Source organism: Dysgonomonas sp. PH5-45, from assembly GCF_029893235.1.
Classification (GTDB): Bacteria; Bacteroidota; Bacteroidia; order Bacteroidales; family Dysgonomonadaceae; genus UBA1309.
Window position 1 is genome coordinate 38,230 of the sequence record NZ_JARXWE010000016.1, and the last position, 26,362, is coordinate 64,591.

Genomic DNA, 26,362 nt, shown 5'->3' on the forward strand with positions numbered 1-26,362 from the left:
CTATTTGTAAACATATATGGAATAATCCATAAATTACGAAAACCAATAAGCCATTTTTTGATAAAAAAAGAAAGAATAACACCCTATTGTAGTGACATAAATGAGCTTTTTTTTCGTGAAAGAAGAAAAATACGGATATTTAGGCCCAAATAACCAATAAAAAGATACGTTTTTAAACCATAAATTAAAAATTTTACACCACTTAAATATCTATTTATCAATACATATACGCACCATACGTAGTTTTTACGTATTACGTATTTTGTTTTGTAGGGATAATAGAGTAAAAATAAAAATCCGTTTTCATTTAATAAAGCTTTTCTTTGATATTGGACAAGAGTCTTCAATAACATAAAATAATATTTAAATATCATATTTGACTAAATTAATCTAAATAAACTTCTTTGTTATGAAAAAACTATTACTCTTTTCTGCAGCCCTGTTAATTGGGATATTTTATATCATAGGGCAAGAGTGGCAAACAAAGGCTGTCACGGATTATGAAACGCCGGCAATAACAATGACTACAACCGACGAAGTACAAAACCAGACATTGACTATAACCGTAAAAGCAAATGCCGCGGGCAATATCATGGTCGATTTTGGGAATGACACGCAAGTATCATTTACCGCCACAGCAAACTCAACCCTCAATATGAGTGGAACTGTTGCTGGCTCCAGCGTAAAGGTTTATACACCCGACGGTATGTCTATCACAGATTTACAAATAAAGGGTATTGCCGAAGCTCCGGCTCTCAAAACAATCAACATCACGGCTCTGACCGGACTAAAAATGCTGACTCTTTCTTATCACAAGTTCACGACGCTCGATGTTTCTAAAAATACCGAGTTGGTTTCGGCCACTTGTACATACACCGATTTAGCGGCATTGAATCTGAACAGCAACAAGAAGATGCATACCATAAACTGTTCTTACAACAAATTAAGGACACTAACCGTAAACGATGCAACTACATTGAAAAACATTACTTGTAACAACAACCAACTTTCTCAACTTAAACTCTCTGATACAGGAAACGGGGGAACAGTAGAAAAACTTGTTTGTTCTGACAATAAACTGACCGCACTCGACCTGACAAAGAACACATGGCTCAGTGACATAGAATGTGCCAATAACGAATTAACCACACTCAACTTAACCGGCCAGAACAGCTCATGGAGAGTATTGAATGTGGCTAATAACAAACTGACCGAACTTATTTTGCCAGCATCAATGAATGGTGGAATGTCTGCAAAAAAGCTGTATTGCGAAAACAATCAGATTGCCAAACTGGATGTACCCCTTGGCTTACGCTACACAGCATTCCATTGCTATGGTAATAATTTAAAATATAGCACCTTGCCAATACTTACAGGCGATATGAACAGCAACGTAAAATATGCTCCTCAAAACGGAGTGGTAATACCCCGAATAGGAACCGTTGCCGACCTAAGCAGTGAATATACCGTAAATGGAGTAACCACAGAGTATAAATGGTTTAAAACAAGCGGTACACTCCTTCTGCAAGGAACAGATTATACATTCAACGCAGGGGTTACCACATTCACCCGCGAACAAGACGAAGACGTGTATGGAGTACTATCGAACACAACCTTCCCCGACTTCGACCTAAGCGATACCGACAAACTGAAAACAATGCCAATCACAATTACATCGGCATCCAACATGGGACCCGTCATAACAATGGAAGCAACCGAAGCATACAAAGGCAGTTCTTTATCGATAAGAATGACCCCTACAACATCAGGTAATGTTTATGTTGATTATGGAAATGGGTACTTCGAGCCATTCACCGCAACAGCAAATACTACCCTTAACGCCGCAAAACCATGCCAAGGCAAGGATGTTACCGTTTATCTGCCTAAGGGAATGGATTTGAAGGATATTCGTGTAAACGGCAGTTCCACAACATCTGCCTTGTCATCGATCGACCTTTCGCAAATAGACTCTTTAAATTCGGTGATTCTCAACTACAATGCAATAGAACGATTGGATTTAACAAACAAACGTAAGCTCGAAACCCTTACTGTTACTTATGGCACCCTAAAGGAACTTATCCTTACTGGCGACACCCTGCTTACAACCTTGTCGTTATACAGCAACGAACTCGAAACGCTCGATTTTACCGGAAACTACAAAGTTCGCAGCATCAATGCGAACACCAACAAACTAAAGAGCGTAAATACCAGTGCACTGCCCGAACTTTACTTATTGGACGTATCCGGTAATGAATTAACATCAATCGATGTATCCAAAAACGGCAAACTCTCTAATTTTAAAATAAATAGCAATAAAATAGCAGCCATTGATGTTTCTAAAAACCTCGAACTGTCCGATTTCAACTGTTACGACAACGAATTGGGGGCACTTGACCTCAGTACAAACAAGAAAATCTCTAATTTGCAATGTGGAAAAAATAAATTGACAGCCATAGATGTAACCCAGTTAGGTGAAAAACTAACAACATTCCGATGCGAAGACAATCTGCTCACAAGCATCGATGTTTCTAAAAATGAGTTTCTACGCCAGTTCCATTGTCAAAACAATCAACTTACCGAACTGGATATAACTCAAAATCCGTCTATCAATAACTTCTTCTGCCATAACAATCAGCTAAGGACTCTCGACTTGTCTAAGCAGCAAGGGCTTATGCAATACAATTGCTCAGGCAATTATTTCAAGTTCAGCACATTGCCAAGCCCATTCTCTATAATGAGTTTCACATATGCACCACAGCATGATGTAGAAATACCCGCTTCGGCAAACATTGTTGACTTCAGTGCCGAAGATAGTATATCAGTAGATATGTATGGCGAAAAAAAGACATTCTATACAACTTACAAATGGACAACATCATCGGGAACAGAACTAACCGAGGGTGAAGACTACAAAATAGAAAAGGGCGTAACAACCTTCCTGAAACCTCAGCAAGACAGTGTTTTCTGTACATTGGCAAACGAGGCATTCCATAGCTTCAAGGACAACAATGCCTTGAAAACAACAATGACAAAAGTTGTTCTGTACAACCCTGTGGTTACACTCACCACAACCGACGATGCTCAAGAAAAACGGGTTACAATATCTGTAACAACTGATGCCGAAGGAACTATCAAGGCTGATTTTGGCGATGGTAACCTTACCGATTTCGAAATTGCTTCGGCAGGAAGAGGCGTCAACATTCAGGGCGAAGTAAATGGCAACAATATTACTTTGTATGCTTCCAGCGGAATGAACATCACAGCTTTGCAGGCAAACGGAAGTTCTTCTGCTCCATATTATAGCACTTTGGATGTTAGTACTCTTACTACGTTAACTTCGTTGAGCGCAAATTATAATGCCTTGACCGCGTTAGACCTCACTAATAACACCGCCCTTAAAACGCTAAACGTTGCCAACAATCAACTGGCATCGATCGATGTATCGAAAAACGTAGAGTTGACAACTTTGAATTTGGCAAACAATAAACTTGCTGATATAGATGTTTCGAAACTGACCGATTTGCAAACACTGAACATTCAGAAAAACGAATTGACAAGCCTCAACGTTTCGGCAAACACAGCTCTGAAAACACTGGAAGTATTCGACAACGGGCTTAGCATTCTGAATGTATCGACCAATACCCATCTCGAAACGCTTAACCTTCAGAATAACCAGATTACAGGTCTTAATCTGACCGGCAATACAGGACTGCGGTTCCTGAACTGTGCAAACAACAAATTGACAGCACTTAATCTGGCTACAAATACAAACCTATCCAGCGTTAATTGCAGTAACAACGAAATCGCATCGCTCGATTTGAACAATTCTACAAAAGCGCATACGCTCGATTGTTCTTCCAACAAACTGACGTCTTTAAGCATCAATTTATCGGTAGGGCTGAAAAACATTATTTGCAGCAGCAACCAGCTCACTGCCTTAGAGCTTCCTGATGCTGGCGATGGAGGTAATATCGCAAATATCACTTGTTCCGACAATAAGATTACGTCTCTCGACCTTTCAAAGAACAACCTGATATCCATCCTTGTATGTGCCAACAACCTGTTGACGGAATTGTCGGTAGCAGACCAAACAATAATGCGGACACTGAATGTTGCCAATAATAAACTGACAACACTCAATCTGCCGGAATCGAAAGAAATGAAGTACCTCAATTGCGAAAACAATATGCTAACCGAACTCACATTACCTACTGTGATGTGGAAAACACTTGAATGTTACGGAAATAAACTTAAATTCAGTACATTGCCTACACCTTTCTATGCCGAAGTATTCAATTACGCGCCGCAAGAAGACATCGAAATTCCTGCTACAATCAACGTAGGGAACGAACTCGACCTCAGCAGCGAATATAAGATAGGGTATCAGGTGTTAGAAGACGAAAACATGGTCGACAAAACAGCTTTCTCTGCCTACAAGTGGATAACAACCGCCGGAACAGAGCTTGTGGAAGGAACAGACTATACCATTACCGACGGGAAAACAACATTCCTCAAAGCATTTGATGCTGTGTATTGTGTTCTGGAAAATGAATTATTCCCTAACTTCGAAGATGATAATCAATTTAAGACTTCGGTTATTAAAGTTGAGGCCGGAAGCGGCATTACCAACCATCAGGTACAGGTTTGCATATATGCCCTCAATCAAACCATCTTTATAGAAGGTCAAAACGGTGCTAATGTTACAGTGTACACCATAACCGGAAAAGCAATCGCAACCGCAAGGCTCGATAGCGATTATAGCCAAATTCCGATGGAAGCACAGGGTGTCTTTATTGTGAAGCTCACCAATAATGGCCACACAACAAACCATAAGGTTTTAATTAAATAGTACTCTTAGCTTTGAGTTGTCCCGGGTTTTCCTATCCGGGGCAACTTCAATTAAAGCCCGTTAAACAGGAAAAATCAAAAAACTAAATATAACAACTATGAGAAAATCACTACTATCGCTTATAATACCCTTATTTGCTTTTTGCTACGGGTATTCGCAAGTACTTTTTGAGGCCAACTTCGACGTTCAGGCCGACAGAGAAAAATGGGTCAACATCGACAACGATGGCGATGGCTTTAAATGGGGGGCAGGCCCTCTTGGTGTAGACGACGATTGGGCTATGACCTCGCCGTCCATCCATCCCCAGCTTGGCACTCCTCTCACTCCCGACGATTGGTGGGTAACCCCCATAATAGATTTAACATCGCTACCCGAGGGCGAAAAGATAACCCTTTCGTACTACATTGGCGTTCTGGACGAGGAAGAACTGATGAGTTATAAGGTTTACATAACCGAAACAATACATCAGGACACGGCGTATGTAGCCGACTTCTCTAAAATAATCAGAAGCGAAACTGTTCGCGAATGGCCTAACGATTACTACCTTTTCCGTTCCCTCAACCTAAGTGCTTATTCCGGCAAAAAAGTCAGAATAGCCTTCCAGCACAATGGTTCCATAGGCTCCTCTTACCTGCTGTTGGATAAGGTTAAAATACAGAAAACGGGCGCGGGCGCAGACTTGTTTCTCGATCAGATATATAGTCCCGGAAGGGGATACGCTTACAACCTGAATAAAGAGATACCCGCTCAGGTAAAAATAGGAAACACAGGCCTTTCAACAGCCACAGGTGTAAAACTGTCATATACGGTGAATGGCGCTAAAACAACGGAAAGCATACCCGACCTCGAAGCCGGCGAAACGTTCACTTACGAGTTCGAGAATAGCATTCCGGGGTTTTCCCAAATACAAGATCCTACCGATATCGTATTTACCATTACTTGCGACAATGACGGGAACAGTGCCAATAACTCAAAAAGCTCCTCTTTCTATGTTTTCCCACCGAATCCCGGTATTAAATGGGATTTCGAAACAGTGGAATGTTTCAATCTGTTTACCAAAACAAAATACGACGACAATACTATCTACCCTGACAAAGTGTTGCGATCGCTTTTCCCTAAGAATGAGGCATGGAACCTGATTAAAGGACAGAGCGGAGAAGACAATCCGTTCCCCGAAGGATGGGGAATAGGATTTGCGGCAAGTACATCTTGTTTCGAACCTAACGGACAGGCCGACCGTTGGCTGATAACACCCCGGATTAACCTTAAAATCGACGATGGCAACCAATTCCTTTTGTACTGGTATGGAGCCACATACGCAACAAACATCTCCGGTGGTATCGGGCTGGTAATACCCGAATCGTACGAAATTTTGGTTTCGGAAAAAGGGTTGGAGAAAGAAGACTTTAAACTGATAGGGAAAGTAGACCACGAAAACGGAGAAATGGAATATCCTATCAGGCATTGGTTAGATGTTTCAGAGTATGCCGGCAAGGATGTGTACTTTGCCTTCCGCAATCATAGCAATCCTGTTGGCGTAATCAGCCCTACAATATTGGTTATAGACAACATCACCATCTACCACCAAGGTACGGTGGGCGGAATGTCTGTACTCGAAACAGAATTGACAAACCCCGACACCAATGTTTCGGTATATCCTAATCCGGTGGTAACCGAGTTGACTGTTTCGTGTGCTACGGATATCAATTCCATTAATATTTACAACCTGTTCGGGCAATTGGTTTACAGCCTTAAATCCGGTGCAACCAATACCCATATTATCAACGTGAGCGACCTCCCTGCCGAAATGTATCTGCTGAAGGTGGAAACAACCGATGGACAGGTTACAACAAAGAAATTTATCAAGAAATAAGTATTAATCTTTTAAAAACACAAAAAGATGAAAAAATATATCTCACTCGCGGTAATTCTGTGCTTCGCGGCTCTTTGCAGCCTTTTGGCACAAGACGGCACATGGAAAGTATTGAATTCGACCGACTTAATGAAAGAATACAACTTCAATCAGGTAACTTTCGCCCCCGGTCTTAATTATCATCAGGGTTATGCCTCAGGGTTCATTTTTGCCGAAAACATTGATGGTACAGGAGCTGTACTGAAAACTATGGACGGCGGTGATACGTGGGCTATCTTGAAAACAACAAACGAATCGTATGGCGGACTGACCAACGGAAAAATGTTTGGCTCCATATTTTACGCATGGGGAAAAGAAAAAACCCTTTTAAAAGGTGAAAGCGGTGGCCTTATATGGTCTTTGCTCACCCTCCCGGAAACAAGCGAAAGCGAAATACTTGATGCCGAATTCAAATCGGACGGTGTTACAGGCATCATTACCGATGGCAAACACATATATTATACTTCTAACGGAGGAACAGCTTGGGGCGAATCTGAATTGCCCAACGGTGTTACGGGTATCAGTGACCTTGTTTATGCGGGTGGCAATCTATTCTTTGCCGTTGGCCAAAAAGGGCAAATACTCAAATCGACCAACAGCGGATATCAATGGACTGTAGTAAACAACAGTAATACAACTATAAACTTTACGGCAGCCATCTTTAGGGATAGCGACTACGGGGTTTTTGCAGGGGTTTCAACCGTAAGCCCCAAGAAAGCGTGTATCTGGCTTACCACCAATGGCGGTTTGGATATATTTGAAGCGCAAACAATCGAAACCACCAATATCTTCAAGAGTTTTACTTCTACAAACGACGGACATTTATATACCATCAGCGATGGCGGTAAGCTTATCCGTTCGATTGACGAAGGTCTTACATGGAACAATGTGGCGCTTGATATGCCTGTCGGCCAAACAGCAAAAGCATTCACCATAACTCCGCACAATGTAATGTATGCCGTAGGCGAACTGGGTTTAGTAGAAATCAATGCTCCGAAACTGAAAGCCGATTTTGCGTCGTACTTACCAGACAACAGCAAAAAAAATGAATTTGCCTTCACCAATAAATCGGAGGGGTATATCTCATCTATAAAATGGAGGTTCGAGAGTGCCAATCCTTCGGAAGGTTTTGGTAGGGAAGTCCCTCTTGTTTCTTTCAATAAATCGGGCTCGTGGGACGTAACATTGGTTGTAACCGGAAAATGCCCCGGAACCACTGCTACTGTATCAGACACAATAATCAAGCCTATCGAGGCAATAGCCGATTTCGATTGGGAACTATTTGTTATAGGCGATTACCGGAATACAAGAGTTGTGTTCCCCGAAGGGCAAAACCTTATAGGATTTATGACCACAAGCTATATGACCACCGGACAAAAAGGGGAAATCTGGAAAACTACCGATGGTGGTAATACTTGGAGATGTGTGCTGAAATCGACCGACGATCTTGTTGTTAAAGGACTTGAAGGATTAGATTTTTGTAATCTTCAGAAAGGTTATGCCTGTGGATTTGGTGCTTCATTTACCGGAAAAGGAGGTAAAGACTCTCAATTGTGGAGAACCACCGACGAAGGCGAAACATGGAGTCTTGTAGATTTGAGCGGCGTTGAGAGCTATGGTACTGAAGAGTATTTCGGGAATATCGTTTTCTCGGACGAGAACACAGGGGTATTGCTGTACACAACAAAGGTATTTTATACAGAAGACGGTGGTACAACGTGGAATTTAGGAAAAATAAAATCCAATATCTGGAATGGCATCAGGGCTAATATGTCTTTATGGGATATTTGTTCGGCCGACGACAGCACATTCTACGGTGTGGGTAAAGACAATCAGGTGTTCAAATCGGACGATGGCGGGAAAAACTGGGTCCTTGTATATTCAGCCGAACAAGGAGCGCAACAGTATTACACATCTGTTGGTTTCCGCGATGCCAATTACGGTATTGTAGGCCCTGACGACACCAGCGACGGAAACGTTTACCTAACAACCGACGGTGGCACAACATGGTCGGAAATCCCTACCAAAACATATGCCATATTCAATACCGTCGATTTTGTTAACGATACCACTGTTTACATAGGCGGTACAACCTATTCTTCAACCATTCTTAAAAGTATAGATGGCGGCCTTACATGGACAGAAGAAAAACATCCGAGCATCGGCGAAGCTCTGAATGATATAAGCCACTCCTCAACCGGTGTTGTTTATGCTACCGGATCAAGTGGTGTATTCAAACGCTATATTCCTGAAATCAACGCGGAATTTTCTTTTGTACAAGACGATGAAAAGAAAAACCTTGACGTAGAATTCCGTAACGGTTCGTTCGGATTCCTTACAGACTACGAATGGAAAGTGAACGGAGAAGTTAAATCAACAAAATTCAACCCGGTAATAACATTCCCCGGAGCAGGTACTTACCAAGTCACTCTGACCGTATCGGGAAATCATCCCGACAAGGGTTTATTATCAGCCACCGTTACCAAGAGCATCGAAATAGTTGGAGGTTCTTCTATCGAGGACGAAACATTATCGGGTGGCGATTTGAATGTCTTTCCAAATCCTGTTGTCGATATGCTGAATTATTCTTTCAGTCTGAACAAATCGGCCAATGTTAAAGTCGACATCATGAATGTAAACGGGCAGACAATCGCCACGCAACAGTATACAAGCCTCGAAGCCGGAGAATACTTGTATAAAGTAAACGCCGAGTCTTGGAACAAAGGTGTATATCTTCTTCAACTCGTTGTTGACGGAAGTGTAGTGAAAACTGTTAAGATTATCAAGTAAAACAGCACCAAGAATCATGCAAAAAAAGAATAAATATTGGATTTTAGCCGGATTCTTCGTCTTCTTTATAGCCTGTTTCGGTATTCAGGCGCAAGAGGTGGAATATGTACCGGGACGCATAAGCGTGAAGCTCGACCGGGAGGCCGCTTTCAAAATATCGCCCCGGCTACGGTCGGGACAGATAAAGTCCGCATCGCCCACGTATGTGCAAACAGGTATTTCGGGGCTCGATGCTGTTTTGAAGCAAGCCAAAACAACCCGCCTAAGGCGCTTACTGCCTTACAGTCCGAAGTATGAAGAACGTTACAAAGCCGAAGGACTGGATTTGTGGTACGAACTGGAAGTGGAAGAGGCTAATATCCTTCAGATTGTTAAAAACTTGGCCAGCCAGCAGGGAATCCTGCTGGCCGAGCCTGTTTATCCGATAAAACAAGCCTCCGCAGCCAACAACGATTACCCTTTTAACGACCCGCATATAGGCAAACAATGGAGTTATAACAATACCGGATTCAACCCCGAAAGCGGTTTGCCGGCCGGAACAGCCGGAACGGACATAAACCTCTATAAGGCGTGGGAAATAACAGCCGGTTCGCCCAACGTTGTTGTTGCCATAATGGATGCCGGAGTCGATGTGAAACATCCCGACTTGGTTGCCAACCTATGGGTCAACACTGCCGAAAAAGGTGGGGCATCGGGGGTAGACGATGATGGCAACGGATATATAGACGACATACACGGACACGACTTCGTTAACCACAACCTAACCATCGAAGCCAGCGACCACGGAACCCATGTGGCAGGAACGGTAGCCGCCACCAATAACAACGGGGTAGGTGTTGCCGGAGTTGCCGGAGGAACCGGAAAAGGCGATGGCGCGCGTATAATGTCGTGCCAGGTAATGACAGCCAACGGAGCCAGCGGAGATATATTCGAAGCCTTTGTTTATGCCGCCAACAATGGTGCTGTTATAGCACAATGCAGTTGGGCATGGATGACGGCAGGGTACAAGAACCAAGCCGTATTGGATGGTATAGACTATTTTGTTAAATACGCGGGTAAGGATAGCGAAGGTAATCCCCTTACAAGAACACCCATGAACGGTGGCTTAGTTGTTTTTGCCGCAGGGAATAACGGTTTTGACGATGCCTACTATCCTGCCTATTACGAAAAATGCTATGCCGTAGCTGCCGTGAACATAGACAAAGAACGTGCGGTTTATTCCAACTACGGCTCATGGATAGACATAACCGCGCCGGGAGGATGGGACAAATCGCCAAGCGGACAGTTTGGTAATATACTGAGCACACGCCCCCACTCTGCGTATGGCTACGACTTCGGCACATCCATGGCCTGCCCCCATGTATCGGGCGTTGCCGCGTTAATCTTGTCTAAGTACGGAAATGGTAATTTCACCCCCGAGATGTTGAAACAGCGAATATCGTCAACAGCACGGGTATTAACTTCCGATCCCGGTAAAATGGGTGCAGGGTTCGTTGATGCTTTTGCCGCGCTTAGTTCCGATATACCCGATGCTGAGGCAAACCTGTACTTTGGGTCTTTCCTGCTGGAAGAAAACAACGACGGGTCTTTTGTTACATACGAACAGCCTTTCAGAATATTAAATTCCGGAAGCGGGGAAATGGTTATATCAGCAATGGAGTTTTCGAGCAACCAATACACTATAACAGGCTTCACCGCGGGGCAAAAACTGAAATCCGGAGAATATGCCGATTTTACAGTCCGGTTCACTCCCACAGCTGTTGGAGGATACAAAGACAAACTTACGGTAACTTACGGGGGAAGCTTTTCGGGAAAATCAACGGAGACTTTCCTGCATGCAAACATAACAGGCTGGGCAACCACCCGCAAAGTTGTTCTTTTCAAGGACGACTTCGAAAGAGGCATGTACAAATGGAGCTCGTCCGATCAGGATGGCGACCGCCGCAATTGGTTTTACGAAATAAATAGCAGCTATATACTCGCTAAGTCGGGCTCTTTCTTCGTAACATCCGAAAGCGGATCATCTACCGAAAGTTATACTCCTAACAATTGGCTCATATCGCCCGTTATAGACCTTACGGAATGTCCCGAAAACTCAGATGTGGTGCTTTCGTACTGGGTTCGCATCATCTCTTCTACCTTCGGTGCGGAAAACTACAAAGTAGCTGTTTCTACTGTACCCGAGAAGGATTTTGCACCGGCCGACTTCAGCAATATACTTATATCGGAAGCCGTAGAACCTTCCGACTTTAACGACGGATACAACCACAAAACCGTATCACTGAGCGCGTTTTCAGGGAAGAAAATTAAAATTGCCTTTATACATGCCGAAACATCGCCAAGCAGGGTGCTTGTTCTGGACGATGTTGAAGTAGCACATTTCCCTAAGAAAGATTTTGCCCAAGTGGTTATCAATAAGATGGTTTCGCCCGGATACGAAATAGTGAAGGGGGCAAATTACCCTCTCACCATATCGGTAAGTAATATCGGTAACCTCGCGGCTCAGAACGTTGAGGTAGCATATACTTTTGGCCAGAATTCTAAGGTGAAGGGCACAATACCAAACATTGCGGCAGGCAAAACGGTTTCCTATACATTCAGCACAGAAATAAGTGCCGATATGGAAGGAGACAACGATTTGCTTATCGAGGCAAATTGCCCGGCCAACCTATTCAAAAATTCGGATAATGTAAAGAACTGGTTTACAGGCAAAATATGGATTAACCCCTACCCTGCCGAATATACATGGGACTTTGAGAGGACTAACAGTCAGGGATTGTATTGGCCAAGTAATTTCACGAAATTCAATTACGACAAAAACACGGTCGATCCTTTCCTTAAATACACATCGTGGGGAGCTCAATGGCCGTCAACCGACAATAATGCTTGTTTGGCAAACTACTTCTTGGCCAATAATACCGCTTTCGGGCAGCGGGTCATAGTATCTGCCTCGTACTTCAAACCCCAAGGCAAAGCCAATCGCGGATTTATAATTGACGTGCCCGAGGTGAAAGCCGATAAGGTGTACCTGAAGTGGACCGCACGCTCCTTCAGTGAGGATGCCCCCGAAAGCTATCAGGTGTTGATTGCCTCCGAAGATGTGAGCGACGTGGACGGATTCACTTTGCTGAAAACCGTGACAAACGAAAACTGGGAGTTGACAAACCATCTGATTGATGTTTCGCAATATGCCAACAAGCCTTTCCGGGTTGCTTTCCGCCAAATTACGGAAAACGGGCTAATATTGCTTTGGGACAACATCAGCATACTCAGTTCTTCGGCATCGTCTATCAACCCCGAAGTTCAAACAGACCAACTATTGGTATATCCAAATCCTGCAAAAGACAGGATTACTATCAGGAATACAGCCTCTATGAATCAGCTACGCATAGTTGATCTAAAAGGGCGAACCCTGATGGATATCAACAATATTAACAAAGAAGCGGTAGAAGTGAATATATCTGCATTTGAGAAAGGTATTTATATTGTTTATGTTGACGGCAAAGCAGCCAAGATTATAAAGCAATAACAAACCTCTTCTCGGTTCATACAACCACAAACGAGGTTGTGCCGAATGGCGCGGCCTCGTTTTTTAGTTTTTTCCGCTCCGGCGTTTTATGGCTCAGCGGATTTTCGTGGTTGATAAGCCTTAAAAATTGCAAATATGGATGGTTGTTTTCTGTAGAAAGTCCTGTTAGTCGAAGTATTCGTTTCATTACCTTTAAACAATGATAGGGACTTTGTTCTGTATCTACACATAGATGACATTCGACTTGTCGGCAGGAAACGAGGCTGAATAATTCAATGTCATACCGTTTTTTAAGGCGGCAGCTACAATTGCAGATACATTGAATGTTTTTTTGCTTTTGGCTTTACCAATAAACCATTGTCAACACATGTCAACTAATGCCTCAGTGTGACATCGGGCTTCACCGCAAAATTGTTTCGCGGTAGAAATACGGTACGAAAACAGGGTGAAAAACAGGTACTAACAAAAAGTGATGGGTAAGTGTTAAAACGAAGGGAGGCCCTCAAAATGAGAAACTTATTGCTAATTGATTACCGTTGTTTACAGTTAATTCTAAGGCTTCATTCGAAGAAGATATTGGCGAAAAAAATCCTCTTTACAATGTCCGAAATACTCTATATCTTCCCAATCCTGCGCTCCACAGATTACAGCGGCTACAGTTATAAAGACAATATCACAGGCTTGGTGTTGTACTTTTACTTCCTGGCGAAAATCAGGAATACGATGTGCGAAATCTAATATATTCATCTGGTTTTATTTGTTTGAATATCAGACAAATATACGAATTTTTATTGATGGGAACAAATAATAACGAGCTTATATTCAGATGATTACGAAAATATACACATCTTCGTTATTGATTAATTTTCATGCGTTTGCCCTGATTGGCCCCCCATTCATACATATACTCCATAACAGAAAGGTACGCCAATAGTTGCCTGAGTACTAAGCCGGGGCATAGCAAAAAAATATGTAATTGATAGAATCGTGGCCGGCAGCCACAGTTTTGTATATTTGTTTGTTTTCATAAAGTTAATGTTACACTCTCTGTTATTTAGTTAAGTAATCTTTCAAAGAAATAGATACGGGGTCCATGCCGGGCTTAATTAAATAGAGACACTGTCCGCTATTTTCACAAATAGCTGGGCAATTGATAAAAGGCAAAATAGGCATGGAGTGCCCCCGTACTTAGTCTTGATAACCACTTCTTCTTTATCGTTTTGAAGTAACAGCATAAGAATTATGAACAGAATTTTTCGCAAAAAAATGAAGGGATACCGCCTTTATTTTTTGCATAATCAAAAAAAGCAATTGTGTTAGTTGTGATTTTTGTGAACATCACCCCCTTGGCAAGATTACAATACCATCCAATTTTTCGGACAGCAAGAGCGATATTATAAATAATCGTCATTTGGCCTTTCATTATTTCGATTCATTATTCAGTTGGCAAATTTAATGATAAAAATGAAACGAAAAACACAAAAGGCCTCCCAAACAACAGTTGTTAAAATTTAGATAACCGATTTTATCTTATTGGAAGTATTTATTTTTGCTTGTTTTTCTCCTGTCGAAACTCCTTGTTTCCGGTTTCGGAATCCTTTCTCCATCTATGTTGTTGCATATTGGGCAAGTACACAAACTTAAACTCTTTTTAGTGTTTTTTATGACGGCTGCGTAATTATATTTCCACACGTTAATTCTTTATTTATTTGCAATTTTTAAAACAAACAAGCAGTTATTTAACAATATGGCAACAAGTGTTCGTTTGTACCCTTCTATCAATTTTCCCTATATATTTATATCCAGATTCACAAACAGATATTGTTCCGACTTAGCTCTGTCGGGATTGATATTGCGGAAGTTGGGCGATACCTTAACCTGCTTCAATGGTTGATATTCAATTCCTCCCACCATCAGTTGTCCGCCAAGGTTGTTCCATGCCGAAGAAAAGTTGTGGGGTGTTTTCGAATCCATCAAATCGTAGCGCGCATACACCCGCCACTTAGGAGCAAAACTGTACGAAACGTATGCGAAATAACCATAGTAGTCTTTATCTTTTACGAAACCTTTGTTAAAAACACGGTTATATTCAACTCCCCCCGAAAGTTCTTTATTCTGATAGCCTGCAAACAAAGCCAGTGAATACTGGTTTCCGAACTTTCCGAGAACGCCCTCAGGTAGTGCATCGTGCTGTTCGTCTGTTTCGGAATAAACATCTCCATAAACCCTAAACACAACATTTCTGATTGGGAATACGCTAATGCCCGCCGCATAACGCATAGAATTAAATATTGATTATAAGCGCATCTGTTGAAAATTGGATTAGACCTTGGTCCGAAAAAAATGGAATAGATCTGACTCTTTCTACTTTGATAGAAGTAAAAAACGGTTTGCTTACGGGGCTATTTTTGTCAAAGAACTGTTATGGAAAAGAAAAGGTTAACAGGCTTTTAGCAGAATTCCCCAATCGAAGCGATTATCATTTAATTGTTTATGGCGATAGTGCTGGAGATAAGGAGTTAATTGATTTTGCGGATGAAGGGTATTACCTGTAAGAATAATTCACTGTTTTGTATGTAATTTTGCCGTATAAACGGAAACTTGCCAAGGTATATGATTTGTAAAGTACAGGAAAACGATTATCCTCGCTTACAGCAGATTTGGGAAAATGCTGTGAGGAATACCCACGATTTTTTAGAACCTAACGACTTTGAATATTATAAGTCGCAACTACCCGTGTATTTCAAACATGTAGATTTGTACGCTTATAAAGATGAATCGGGAGAAGCGAGAGGCTTTCTGGGTATATCGGTCGATAGAATAGAAATGCTTTTTGTTGAAGACTCCTTGCGAGGTACAGGAATAGGGAAGACGTTGGTGCAGTTTGCCGTCTCCGATTTAGGCGCTTGTAAAGTTGATGTGAACGAACAAAACAAGCAGGCAGTAGGTTTCTATCTTCATTTAGGGTTTAAAACAATGGGGCGGTCTGAGTTTGATGGCGATGGCCGGCACTATCCGTTGCTCCATATGGAAAGGAATGTATAAAAAATGCAGCCGGTCTGTAAGCCGGGTTCTGTTCTTTTAAATCAGAAACTGAAATTAAAAGTGTTTGCCATTTATCTACGCCTGCCGTCACCGACAGGCTCAAGCGACCTACCCCCCGACATCGGACGAGCAATCCTACATACGCCGGTATACATGGTCTTACAACCCGCAAGAGGTACGGCTCACGATATCGCTACCGCAACCGGTGGGCTCTTACCCCGCCTTTTCACCCTTACCCGTTTGTTTCCGCACGGGCGGTTATTTTCTGTTACCCTTGCTCTACCCTCACGGATAGCTTCCACATTAAGAAGTGCGGTGCTCTGTGTTGCCCGGACTTTCCTCTTTCATCCCCCCGAAGGAGGGTGCCAGCGGCAAACCAACCTGCTGCATAGATGCAAAGGTAAGCTTATTTGACGGATACGGCAAAGATTATTTCTGTTCTTGATATTTGTGCCAACGTGCCAGAACCTTATCTACGTAGTTCAGGGTTTCTGTACTTCTGAAATATCCGTTCTTACAAACAGGGTCGTTATAGTATTCGGGTTTACTTTTCAGGTTTATATATTTACGGACATTGTTTTCCCATACATGAGGGTCGGCTCCGTATTTGCGGGCAAGGGCTTGCGCGTCGCTTACATGCCCTCCTCCGGCGTTGTAAGCCGCCAGAACGAACTTTATTCGTTCGTGGGGGTCGTGAATCGACGCATACGATTTTTCCAATTTAGACAGCAGTTTTGTTGCAGCTTTTATGCTTAGGTCGGGGTTGGTGCGGTCTTCGCTTCTGATGCCCATCGCAACGGCAGTTCTGGGCATCAGTCCCATCAACCCTGTTGCTCCGGCCCATGACGAAAGGTTGGTCTTGAAATTCGATTCGTGATAAGCTATCGCAGCCAATAGGCGCCAGTCTAAATCTGAGTTTTGAGCATGTTTCTTGAACAGGTCGTCGAACGGAGACAGATGCCCTTTTGGGATGGATGGGTTGGTTAAAGAAGAGGAGATGTCATCGTCAAGGTCTGCTTTACTCAGTTCGAAGTATTTTTTTGTTATTGACTTATAGACAGGAGTATTCCCGTTTTTGGAGAACCATTCGTCAAGGGCATTTGCCAGTTTAGGTGTGTTTTTTCTCACCACCCACGATGAGAGTTGTTCAAAGCTGATAGGAATGGATACGTCAATATTGCGGAAGTAGGTTTTGTTCAGTTTTGCAATATTTTCATCGCTGACGGTGTATCTTATTTCACCATCGGCAACCATTGCGATGAGGTCTTCGGTGGTGATGGAGTCGCCTTCCACATCTTTTATCAGAATACCTCCGCCGAGTTCGGCGTTCAGGTTTTCGAGCCGGGTATGGTATTTTGTTTTGTGCCTTACATACACTTCTTTCCCAATCAGGTCGGGAACATCGCGCAGAAGCGTATCACCTTTGTTTGCCGACTGAACAAGCACTTGGTGGCTTATCTGTCCCAGTCCGCAGTATATGATGGAGTCTTTCAGGCTATTCTGTACGGGTATGCCGTAGGCCACAAGGTCGCCCTCGCCATTTTCGAGCATTTCGAGCAGCTGAGTCTGGTTCTTAGCAATTTTAATATTGAGCGATAACCCATAATGATCGCAAAAATCACGGCATAGGTCGTAATCGTAGCCCATAGGTTCGTCTTTGTATATGAAGTACGATGTAGAGCTGTTCAACGTGATCACGGTGAGTTGTCCCGAAGCCTTTATCTGGTCAAAATCGTACACGTCTTTCTTTTGGGGTTTACAACCCGATAGGGCGAGCACGGTAATCGTGCACCAGATGATGATATATTTGATATGTAAAGGATGTGCCATATATTATGAGTATGATGATGAATAAGGACGATATCCTTACCCTTTTGTTGTTATATACATTCCCAACCAAACGGCGCAAACGCCAATCAAGCAGCTTGCTACCGTATATGCAAGTGCCAATCCCGGCTGATTGTTTTGCATAAGGGAGAGTGTTTCTTTGGCAAAGGCCGAAAAAGTGGTGAATCCACCACAAAAACCTGCCATGAGCATAATTTTCAGGCTTTGGTTGTTTGCCGGAATGAGGTTTGCCAGCAATCCGATGCAAAAACAACCCAGTATGTTGACAACGAAAGTGGCAACAGGTAGTGCTGCAAAGTGATATTTATGCGTCAGTTCGGATATCAGAAACCGCAATATGCTTCCCACACCTCCCCCAAGGCCTACCAATAAGATATATTTCATCATAATTTCCCCTCCTCTCGTTACGGTTATCGCCGGAATGATAAAAAACGAGGCGATAAATTTTCTTTATGCCAAACTTATTTCATTTCCCTGTGATAATCAGCCTTGAGACCCCAAAATCATAAAAGACAGAAAGGTTATTTTTTATCAAAAAATGAACTTTTCTCTGTTTCATTTGTAAAAATAAGAAAAGAAATGTTTTTAAAGAACAAGAACAGAAACTAACTTGTTTTTCATTTGCGTTAAATAATGTTTTTGAGGAGAAGTTCTTTTAAGAAAAACATTGGCAGGAAAACGAAAAAAGAGTAATATTAATCCGTATTTCGTATTTTAAGGGTTAACCTTATAACTAAAAACTAACTATCATGCTGTTTGTGTTAAATATTCTGCTTCAGACTCCTGTGTTGGCAGAGGGAGGGAGTGTTTCGTGGTTGGATGTGGCTCTTGCTGCGGTTCCTGTCGTTCTGCTGATTGTACTCATGGGTTTCCTTAAAATGGCAGGACACAAAAGTGCGCTGATAACCCTTATCGCGGCAGTGGTTATCGGTCTTTTTGCTTTTCACCTGCCGGTGGGCGATGTTGGCCTGTCTTTGATATATGGAGTGTTGAAGGCTATTTTTCCGATACTGATTATCATAATTATGGCCATATTTAGCTATAATGTTTTGGTACACACCGGTAAGATGGAGATAATAAAGGAACAATTTTCGTCCATATCGTCCGACAAGTGCATACAGGTTCTTCTGCTTACCTGGGGCTTTGGCGGATTGCTTGAAGGTATGGCCGGATTCGGAACAGCAGTAGCCATTCCCGCGGCAATATTGATCAGTTTAGGATTTAAACCTGTATTCTCGGCAGTAACCAGCCTGATAGCCAATAGTGTGGCAACAGGATTCGGGGCAGTGGGAACACCCGTAAAGGTTCTTGCCGAGCAGGCAGGTGTTACCGATATACAGACATTGAGTACCCATGTGGTGTTGCAATTATCGCCCTTGATGATTTTGATACCCTTTGTGCTGGTGTTTATGACCGACCCTCGCCTGAAGGCCTTGCCTAAACATATACTATTGAGTGTAATTGTGGGAGTGGTTTCTCTTATAACACAGTATATTGCCGCAAAATATATGGGAGCCGAAACACCGGCCATTATGGGTAGCATAGCCTCTATCGTAGCAATAATCATTTATGCACGGCTGACGGCAACCAAAGAAGATAAGGAGCTGAAAGCAAAATTCCCCAAAAGGTCGTTCACGGAAGTTGCAAAGGCTTGGAGTGTGTATGGGCTGATACTTCTGTTGGTGGTACTGACCAGCCCCTTACTTCCCTTCAGGGATGTATTGGCGCCATTGTTGACAACGGTGTTCAGTTTCGATATATTCGACGTATCGGCACAGGCAGATGTTGCCCGTTCGGTAAAAATATCGTGGCTGGTCGATGCCGGGGTGTTGCTCTTTATAGGGTCTATAATAGGAGGACTGATTCAAGGAGCAAAGATAGGCAGTTTGTTCAGTCTTTTGGGGAAGGTGGTGAAGCAACAACAAAAAACCATTATTACCGTGTGTAGCCTCATAGCGTTGTCTTCGGTTATGGATTTTTCGGGTATGATTTCAGAGCTGGGCGTAGCTCTTGCGCTTGTCACCGGATCGCTGTATCCATTGTTTGCCCCTACCATAGGTTGTTTGGGAACGTTCCTTACGGGAAGCGATACGTCGTCGAACATACTGTTTGGCAAGTTGCAGGCATCAGTTGCAACGGCAACCGGAGCCGACCCAAGCTGGTTGGCAGCGGCCAATACGGCAGGAGCAACGGGTGGTAAAATAATTTCACCGCAAAGTATTGCCGTAGCCACTTCGGCGTGCGGGCTGCAAGGCAAGGAGGGCGAAATAATGAAGAAAGCCATACCGTTTGCCTTAGGATACATAGTAGTGGCCGGGCTTATGGTTTATTTTGTGCCACTGATAATGGGCAACATATTGTTCTAAGAAGAGAAATATCAATCAACTAAAACGATAAGGAAATGAAAGTAGGATTATTTATTCCGTGCTACGTTAATGCCATATATCCCGAAGTGGGTGTAGCAGCTTACAAACTGCTCGATTATCTGGGGGTGGATGTCGATTATCCGCTCGACCAGACCTGCTGCGGCCAACCGATGGCTAATGCCGGGTTTGAAGACAAGGCCATACCTTTGGCACAGCGTTTCGAAGCACAATTCGAGAAATATGAATACGTAGTAGCGCCTTCGGCCAGTTGTGCAGCCTTTGTGAAGGAGAACTACCCACGACTGATGGAAAAAGAAGGGCATCTCTGCCAAACCAGCGGAAAGATTTACGATTTGTGCGAATTCCTGCACGATATACTGAAGGTGAAGCAACTGCCCGGCAAATTCCCTCACAAAGTGAGTGTACACAATAGTTGCCACGGGGTGCGCGAGTTGCATCTGTCGTCGGCCAGCGAATTAAATATCCCCCGTTATTCTAAAATCAAAGACTTGCTCAGTTTGGTGGAGGGGATAACCGTGCTTGAGCCTGCAATGCTGGACGAATGCTGCGGATTTGGCGGTATGTTTGCCGTTGAAGAACATTCCGTATCGGTTTGTATGGGGCAAGATAAGGTGAGGCATCATATGGATACCGGAGCCGAGTATATAACCGGAGCCGATAGTTCGTGCCTGATGCACATGCAGGGTATAGTGAGCAGGGAAAAGCTCCCTGTTAAGTTTATTCATGTTATTGAAATTTTAGCTGCCGGATTATGAGTACAAAACATGCTGAAGCCGCAAACCGCTTCATAGAGAATAAAGAACGCGAAACATGGCATAACGAAACTCTTTGGTTTGTCCGTGAAAAAAGAGACCGTATGGCTATGGATGTTCCCGAATGGGAGCAACTGAGGGAGTTGGCAGGCAAAATAAAGATGCATACCATTACGCATCTTGACACCTATGCCCGCCAGTTTGCCGAAAAGGCCGAAGCCAATGGTGTGATTGTGCATTGGGCCAAAGATGCCGAAGAGCATAACGAGATTATCTTTAAAATACTGACCGACCACGGGGCAAAGAAACTGGTTAAAAGTAAATCTATGCTTGCCGAGGAGTGCGAACTGAATCCTTATCTGATAAAACGGGGTATAGATGCCGTGGAAAGCGATTTAGGCGAACGGATTCTTCAACTGAAGAACGAGCCTCCCAGCCATATCGTGTTGCCTGCAATCCACCTAACCCGCCAACAAGTGGGCAAGCTGTTTGAAGAAAAACTGCATACCGAAAAAGGGAATAGCGATCCCACTTACCTTACCCATGCAGCCCGTCAGCATTTGCGCAATGAGTTTTTGACAGCCGATGCCTCGATGACAGGTTGTAACTTTGCCGTGGCCGATACAGGCGAAGTGGTGGTTTGTACCAACGAGGGTAATGCCGATATGGGTACATCGCTGGCCAAACTGCATATAGTAACTATGGGTATCGAAAAGATTGTGCCTAACCACAAGGCTTTGAGCATATATACCCGCCTGCTGGCACGTTCGGCAACGGGGCAGCCCACTACTACTTATACATCGCATTACCGGAAGGCACGCTCGGAAGATGCCGAAATGCACATCGTCATTGTAGATAACGGGCGTAGCGAAATACTCGGTAACGACGAGCATATACAAGCCCTGAAGTGTATCCGTTGCGGAGCCTGTATGAACACATGCCCTGTTTACCGCCGTAGCGGAGGATATTCGTACACGTATTTCATTCCCGGGCCGATAGGTATAAATCTGGGTATGCTGAAAGCGCCCGAAGAATATTACGACAATGTTTCGGCATGTTCGCTTTGCTATTCGTGCAATAATGTGTGTCCTGTAAAAATTGACCTTGCCGACCAGATATATCGTTGGCGGCAAAACTTGGATTTGCTTGGTCGTGCCGACAAGATGAAAAAAATAATGTCGGACGGTATGAAGTTCCTTTTTGTGCATCCTTCGCTCTATAATGCCGCCTTGAACGTGGATACGGTTGTAAATCATTTGCCTCGGTTTATGATTTATAACGGATTGAACGATTGGGGCAAGGGGCGCGAAATGCCTGTGTTTGCAAAAGAATCGTTCACCTCTATGTGGAAAAAAGGCAAGGTAAAGAAAAGCAAAAAATAATTTTGTCGTTTAAAATAACCCAAAAACAAAAGGAAATGAGTAGCAAAGAAGATATATTGAACAGCATAAAACGGCACACCAGAGCGCAATACGATATGCCCGATCTGGACACTCTGGAGGGGATACAATATCCGGATAAGACACAGCAATTTATAGAAATAAGCAAGGGTGTTGGCGGCGATGCCCTGTTGTTGGACGGTGATATAAACCAACTGATACGCACGCTATATCCTGAGGCTAAAACAATAGCATCCAATCTGCCCGAAATAACAATTGCCACCACCAACCCCGATAATGTGGACGACCCCCATAGCCTGAACGGAACGGATTTGGCAATTGTGGAGGGCGAAATAGGTGTAGCCGAAAACGGGTGCGTATGGATTCCGCAAAACGTAAAACAAAAAGTGATTTATTTCATAGCCGAATATTTGGTTATAGTTCTGGACAGGAACAAAATAGTGAACAATATGCACGAGGCATATGCTAAACTCGATTTGGGCGATAAACGCTTCGGGGTGTTTATTTCAGGTCCTTCAAAAACCGCCGATATAGAACAGGCCTTGGTCGTGGGCGCACATGGCGCGCGGGGAGTAACGGTGGTTTTGAGGTAAAAAAGGAAGAAAAATGCAGAAATATGAAGTCGCAAAGCTTTTGTTTTCCTCCTTGGAGGGGTAACTTGCTGATTATCTTCGTATTTTGTACTCTAACGTTTAAGTTCATTATTCCCATACAATTCGCCTTGTATGGAGATTGTAATAAAAAGAGGGTGTGTTAAAAGTCGATTGATGATATCAAATTGATATACTCTACTGTCATGTTGAACGATAGTGAAACATCTTTTCCTGTAAAAGGAGATTCTTCCCTACGGTCAGAATGACAAAAAGAAATTTACTTTTGGCACACCCTCTTTTAGACGATGAGGGGTAATAAATTATTTTTGTAAATTTACAATACCCCATTGTATAGATGGACCACTCATAAATCCGCCATAATGTGTTCTGTTAAGCAAGAATTTGCCATCACCAAGGCTTCGTGTGTTTCTTGGGGAGAAGCTTTTAGTAACATCATTGTTATCGGTAAATAATTCGTTCCACGATTCAGTACCATCGTTTCCTAATTTTATCAAGATAGTTTGGATGCTCCCTGATTTGGCTTTACCCAAAAACATTTTTACTGTATTGTAAATAATGTAGGCAGCATCATTCTGGTCGAAACCAAGAGCATAAGAGGCTCTGTTGCGATCTTCGTTCTGTAAGTTTTGGTTTTTAGGTATTTTATACGCCCAAAGCAAGTTCCCGTTCTTGTCGAAATTCAATAACGATATATCACTATAATGATAGATGTTGTATTTGAAAACAACTCCTTGTTGTCTTTTTTCAATTAGAGTAATTGCTCTTTTTTCCGCACTTATATAGAATCCTCCGTCATTTTTGAAATGAATGTCTTCAAATTTGTAATAATATCCATCGTCGAAGTCTTTATTTTTATCTTTTTTCTCTAAAGTCTTTTCGGCTTCTTTTTCATTCATTCCTTTGGTAAGGTAATTGTTGTCGAAGAGTTTTTCATTCATCCGGAAATCTTTTATCGAACCCGAAGGTAAGATGATAGAAAAAGAGCCGATAGCACTTTTATTCCCTATTCTTGAAAAGAATCCGGCACAAATAAGGTCGTTATTGTTGTTTATTCCAAGATGTTGAGACAATGCGTAGTTCTGACCGGAAAAGGTTATTTCTTTGATTCCTGCATCTGAACCATCACCGGGATAATGGGTGAGAAACAATTTTTTATCTTTCCCCTTCTTTTTATACACATGGCTTGTCAGATAGGCGTTTGCATTGTTATCGACCACATACTGGCCTAAATAAACTTTCTCGTCTTTGGTAAGGGTTGGGAAGTCGTTGGCGCGTTTCCATATAGAGGTCAATTTATTATCGAATACTTCTAAACCAAAACTCAATATCTCGTTCTTTTTATTCAGTAAGCTGTAAGATATTAATATTTTCGATTCGTCGGGAGAAGTTACGAACGACATGTTACTCAACTTACCTCCTTTTATTTTACTATAATCGATTTCACCTATCATCCGTTCATCGCGGTTTAAGCTGAAAGGTTCTTTCTTTACGGTTTCGGCAAAGAAGTAATATTTTTTATCTTTCTTGTTTTTGAACGACGAAAATAGATATATATCGCCGTTTATTACCTTTGCTCCTTCATAATTGCGATCTACCTTTTTTATATTGTTTAATTCAATCTTGAAATATTCCATTTTCCCGTCTTTCAAGTTGTGTTTCACTATATAATCTCCGGTATTTTGCCGTTCCGGGGGGATGCCTGTTTGGTATAGATAAAAAATAACATTGTCATCTCCTGTCAGATAGACGCAATCTTTTATTCTTTTCCCTTTTTGCCCTGGAGTTTTTTTATCAGTCCACTCAACATTTAGAAATAGAGGCTTTTCTTGAGCAAGAAGTATTGTCGATATGGTTAAAGGTATCAATAGGGTTAAAATAAATTTTTTCATATGACTATGATTTAAAGTTTGCTAAATACTTGCTGTTAAAAGAGGTAGCCGAGTTTAATAGCTATGGGAATAATTAGTCGATTCTTGGTAGGGAAACTTTCGTAAGAACTTTCGCTATGAGACATTCGTTCTTCGGCATGAAAAGCATACGATTTACTGTCCATACTTTTTTGATGCTGAATACCTAAACCGATAGATACATCGAGCAGAAGCCTGTTATCCCACACCCATTGTTTGCCGGGAGCGAACGAAACTTCGTAAAGTTGTATCTGCCCCGGTATGAAACGGGCACGGCCAGGTATGCTTATGTAAAAAAAATCCATGCCGTCTTTATAATATTTCAGCACAGCCGACAAGCTGAATCCCATCTTAGGGTTTTTAAGAGAGTCGTCGCCTGTGTCGATAAAATTGTTTAAAGGGTCGTCATTGTAGTAGCCTAAAAGCACTCCGGCTCCGGCTTCAACCGAAAATTCTTTACTTACCAAATACTCCATTGAGAGATGGAGATCACCTTGATAGATGGAAGTTAAATTTACTTTGCCCAATAACTTAGCATTAGAAAAACCTCCATCGTCCAGATATTGATCTATTCCGGAGGTTTTTTTTTGGGCAAACGCAACGGATGAGAATAACAAGATGTACAAAAAAGCAGTTAATAGTGTTTTCATTTCAATTTGGGATTTATTTTATATAATGTAACCTAATTTTACGCTCATGTATATATCGAACAATAAGTCGTTCTTTTCTTTGTTGAACAATAGTGGATAACCATTCTTACCATGTTGTTTGATGAATGATATCCCTGATGCAAAGTCAATTATAAACTTTTCGGAAACCGTCCATACATATCCTGTTACAATACTAATTGCATGTAGCTGAGAATGACCATAGTTTTTATACGAATACAACAAGCTGTTATACAAATGAGGGAATGTATTACTGTAGTAAAAACGGGGAGATAGCGAAAAACTGAATCCGGGGTTGTTCTGAACAAAAGCCGGATTCCTTTTTGAAGACATAACAGAAGGCATCTCAAGTATTGTATCAGTCAGTAGAACACCCATTCCAGCTTCTACTGTGAAAACATCGGAAAAACGATGCTCCCATTGGAGTGATATATTTCCCTCCAATATTGAACAGATATCCGTTTTTACAATATCTGATGTGTACCATAAGCTATTATTGGAAGTAGTTTTTTTAAAGAAATAAGGAATTGAATCATTTTGATTTTGTGCTCTTAAGGTTAAAGTTGGGGTCAGCGGATTTTCCCGGTTGATAAACCTTGTCACATATCACGAATATAGCATCGCCAGTCTGTACATAAAGAACTTAATATCTCCCACGCCT

At 42.4% G+C, this 26,362-nt stretch carries 18 protein-coding genes and 1 other RNA gene; 10 read left to right on the forward strand and 9 right to left on the reverse strand.

Annotated features, from left to right (window positions below; all coding sequences use genetic code 11):
• Positions 1–409: 409 nt before the first annotated feature.
• From M2132_RS07380 to M2132_RS07395, 4 genes are all read left to right on the forward strand, one after another.
• Positions 410–4,849 (forward strand): DUF6383 domain-containing protein, encoded by a 4,440-nt coding sequence (locus tag M2132_RS07380; RefSeq protein ID WP_280672705.1) that lies wholly within the window; start codon positions 410–412, stop codon positions 4,847–4,849.
• A gap of 97 nt (positions 4,850–4,946) precedes the next feature.
• Entirely contained in the window at positions 4,947–6,722 is a 1,776-nt protein-coding gene (locus M2132_RS07385; protein WP_280672704.1) for a T9SS-dependent choice-of-anchor J family protein, read from the forward strand.
• Positions 6,723–6,749: 27 nt separating this feature from the next.
• Positions 6,750–9,551, forward strand: a complete 2,802-nt coding sequence (locus M2132_RS07390) for a YCF48-related protein (RefSeq protein WP_280672703.1) — start codon at positions 6,750–6,752, stop codon at positions 9,549–9,551.
• Between the two features lie 16 nt (positions 9,552–9,567).
• Positions 9,568–13,080: a S8 family serine peptidase gene (locus M2132_RS07395; protein WP_280672702.1), complete on the forward strand. Its 3,513-nt coding sequence runs from the start codon at positions 9,568–9,570 to the stop codon at positions 13,078–13,080.
• 16 nt (positions 13,081–13,096) lie between these two features.
• Here M2132_RS07395 and M2132_RS12110 read toward each other — a convergent pair whose 3' ends face one another.
• The 3 genes from M2132_RS12110 to M2132_RS07410 form a co-directional block, all read right to left on the reverse strand.
• Complete coding sequence (locus M2132_RS12110) at positions 13,097–13,267, reverse strand: hypothetical protein (RefSeq protein WP_407932415.1); 171 nt, start codon at positions 13,265–13,267, stop codon at positions 13,097–13,099.
• Between the two features lie 365 nt (positions 13,268–13,632).
• Positions 13,633–13,827 (reverse strand): transposase family protein, encoded by a 195-nt coding sequence (locus M2132_RS07405; RefSeq protein WP_280672701.1) that lies wholly within the window; start codon positions 13,825–13,827, stop codon positions 13,633–13,635.
• 1,041 nt (positions 13,828–14,868) lie between these two features.
• Positions 14,869–15,360 carry a hypothetical protein gene (locus M2132_RS07410; protein ID WP_280672700.1) on the reverse strand — a complete coding sequence of 164 codons (492 nt, stop codon included), beginning with the start codon at positions 15,358–15,360 and terminating at the stop codon, positions 14,869–14,871.
• Positions 15,361–15,371: 11 nt separating this feature from the next.
• Here M2132_RS07410 and M2132_RS07415 point away from each other — a divergent pair, with 11 nt between their 5' ends.
• Both M2132_RS07415 and M2132_RS07420 read left to right on the forward strand, forming a co-directional pair.
• A complete protein-coding gene (locus M2132_RS07415; RefSeq protein ID WP_280672699.1) occupies positions 15,372–15,635 on the forward strand; it encodes an HAD-IB family phosphatase in 264 nt (87 codons plus the stop codon).
• Between the two features lie 58 nt (positions 15,636–15,693).
• Positions 15,694–16,125, forward strand: a complete 432-nt coding sequence (locus M2132_RS07420) for a GNAT family N-acetyltransferase (RefSeq protein ID WP_280672698.1) — start codon at positions 15,694–15,696, stop codon at positions 16,123–16,125.
• Between the two features lies 1 nt (position 16,126).
• Here M2132_RS07420 and rnpB read toward each other — a convergent pair.
• The 3 genes from rnpB to crcB all read right to left on the reverse strand — a co-directional run bounded on the left by rnpB (position 16,127) and on the right by crcB (position 18,360).
• Positions 16,127–16,513, reverse strand: an RNA gene (gene rnpB / locus M2132_RS07425) — RNase P RNA component class A.
• Between the two features lie 41 nt (positions 16,514–16,554).
• Positions 16,555–17,955, reverse strand: coding sequence for a transglycosylase SLT domain-containing protein (locus tag M2132_RS07430; RefSeq protein ID WP_280672697.1), 1,401 nt, complete (start codon positions 17,953–17,955; stop codon positions 16,555–16,557).
• Positions 17,956–17,991: 36 nt separating this feature from the next.
• Positions 17,992–18,360 carry a fluoride efflux transporter CrcB gene (crcB, locus tag M2132_RS07435; RefSeq protein ID WP_280672696.1) on the reverse strand — a complete coding sequence of 123 codons (369 nt, stop codon included), beginning with the start codon at positions 18,358–18,360 and terminating at the stop codon, positions 17,992–17,994.
• Between the two features lie 428 nt (positions 18,361–18,788).
• Between crcB and M2132_RS07440 the strand changes: the two genes are divergently transcribed.
• From M2132_RS07440 to M2132_RS07455, 4 genes are read left to right on the forward strand one after another with little or no spacing between them, the layout of a single operon-like run.
• The gene (locus M2132_RS07440) at positions 18,789–20,339 is read left to right on the forward strand and encodes an L-lactate permease (RefSeq protein WP_280672733.1); all 1,551 of its coding nucleotides are present in this window, start codon (positions 18,789–18,791) and stop codon (positions 20,337–20,339) included.
• A 35-nt stretch (positions 20,340–20,374) separates the two neighbouring features.
• Entirely contained in the window at positions 20,375–21,115 is a 741-nt protein-coding gene (locus tag M2132_RS07445) for a (Fe-S)-binding protein (RefSeq protein ID WP_280672695.1), read from the forward strand.
• Positions 21,112–22,494 (forward strand): lactate utilization protein B, encoded by a 1,383-nt coding sequence (locus tag M2132_RS07450; RefSeq protein WP_280672694.1) that lies wholly within the window; start codon positions 21,112–21,114, stop codon positions 22,492–22,494. The genes M2132_RS07445 and M2132_RS07450 overlap by 4 nt, the downstream gene beginning before the upstream one ends.
• Before the next feature lie 35 nt (positions 22,495–22,529).
• Positions 22,530–23,105 carry an LUD domain-containing protein gene (locus M2132_RS07455; protein WP_280672693.1) on the forward strand — a complete coding sequence of 192 codons (576 nt, stop codon included), beginning with the start codon at positions 22,530–22,532 and terminating at the stop codon, positions 23,103–23,105.
• Between the two features lie 320 nt (positions 23,106–23,425).
• On the opposite strand, the gene M2132_RS07460 is transcribed toward M2132_RS07455, so the two are convergent.
• The 3 genes from M2132_RS07460 to M2132_RS07470 are packed head-to-tail and all read right to left on the reverse strand — an operon-like array spanning position 23,426 to position 26,145.
• Positions 23,426–25,015, reverse strand: a complete 1,590-nt coding sequence (locus M2132_RS07460; protein WP_280672692.1) for a hypothetical protein — start codon at positions 25,013–25,015, stop codon at positions 23,426–23,428.
• A gap of 35 nt (positions 25,016–25,050) precedes the next feature.
• Entirely contained in the window at positions 25,051–25,683 is a 633-nt protein-coding gene (locus tag M2132_RS07465; RefSeq protein WP_280672691.1) for a hypothetical protein, read from the reverse strand.
• Positions 25,684–25,701: 18 nt separating this feature from the next.
• Entirely contained in the window at positions 25,702–26,145 is a 444-nt protein-coding gene (locus tag M2132_RS07470; protein WP_280672690.1) for a hypothetical protein, read from the reverse strand.
• Positions 26,146–26,362: the final 217 nt, after the last annotated feature.

Excerpts from the sequence above, each read along its gene's own strand:
- M2132_RS07380 (WP_280672705.1), top strand. The coding sequence starts at position 410 with ATGAAAAAACTATTACTCTTTTCTGCAGCCCTGTTAATTGGGATATTT.
- M2132_RS07385 (WP_280672704.1), top strand. The coding sequence starts at position 4,947 with ATGAGAAAATCACTACTATCGCTTATAATACCCTTATTTGCTTTTTGC.
- M2132_RS07390 (WP_280672703.1), top strand. The coding sequence starts at position 6,750 with ATGAAAAAATATATCTCACTCGCGGTAATTCTGTGCTTCGCGGCTCTT.
- M2132_RS07395 (WP_280672702.1), top strand. The coding sequence starts at position 9,568 with ATGCAAAAAAAGAATAAATATTGGATTTTAGCCGGATTCTTCGTCTTC.
- M2132_RS12110 (WP_407932415.1), bottom strand. The coding sequence starts at position 13,267 with ATGAAACGAATACTTCGACTAACAGGACTTTCTACAGAAAACAACCAT.
- M2132_RS07405 (WP_280672701.1), bottom strand. The coding sequence starts at position 13,827 with ATGAATATATTAGATTTCGCACATCGTATTCCTGATTTTCGCCAGGAA.
- M2132_RS07410 (WP_280672700.1), bottom strand. The coding sequence starts at position 15,360 with ATGCGTTATGCGGCGGGCATTAGCGTATTCCCAATCAGAAATGTTGTG.
- M2132_RS07420 (WP_280672698.1), top strand. The coding sequence starts at position 15,694 with ATGATTTGTAAAGTACAGGAAAACGATTATCCTCGCTTACAGCAGATT.
- M2132_RS07430 (WP_280672697.1), bottom strand. The coding sequence starts at position 17,955 with ATGGCACATCCTTTACATATCAAATATATCATCATCTGGTGCACGATT.
- crcB (WP_280672696.1), bottom strand. The coding sequence starts at position 18,360 with ATGATGAAATATATCTTATTGGTAGGCCTTGGGGGAGGTGTGGGAAGC.
- M2132_RS07445 (WP_280672695.1), top strand. The coding sequence starts at position 20,375 with ATGAAAGTAGGATTATTTATTCCGTGCTACGTTAATGCCATATATCCC.
- M2132_RS07450 (WP_280672694.1), top strand. The coding sequence starts at position 21,112 with ATGAGTACAAAACATGCTGAAGCCGCAAACCGCTTCATAGAGAATAAA.
- M2132_RS07455 (WP_280672693.1), top strand. The coding sequence starts at position 22,530 with ATGAGTAGCAAAGAAGATATATTGAACAGCATAAAACGGCACACCAGA.
- M2132_RS07460 (WP_280672692.1), bottom strand. The coding sequence starts at position 25,015 with ATGAAAAAATTTATTTTAACCCTATTGATACCTTTAACCATATCGACA.
- M2132_RS07465 (WP_280672691.1), bottom strand. The coding sequence starts at position 25,683 with ATGAAAACACTATTAACTGCTTTTTTGTACATCTTGTTATTCTCATCC.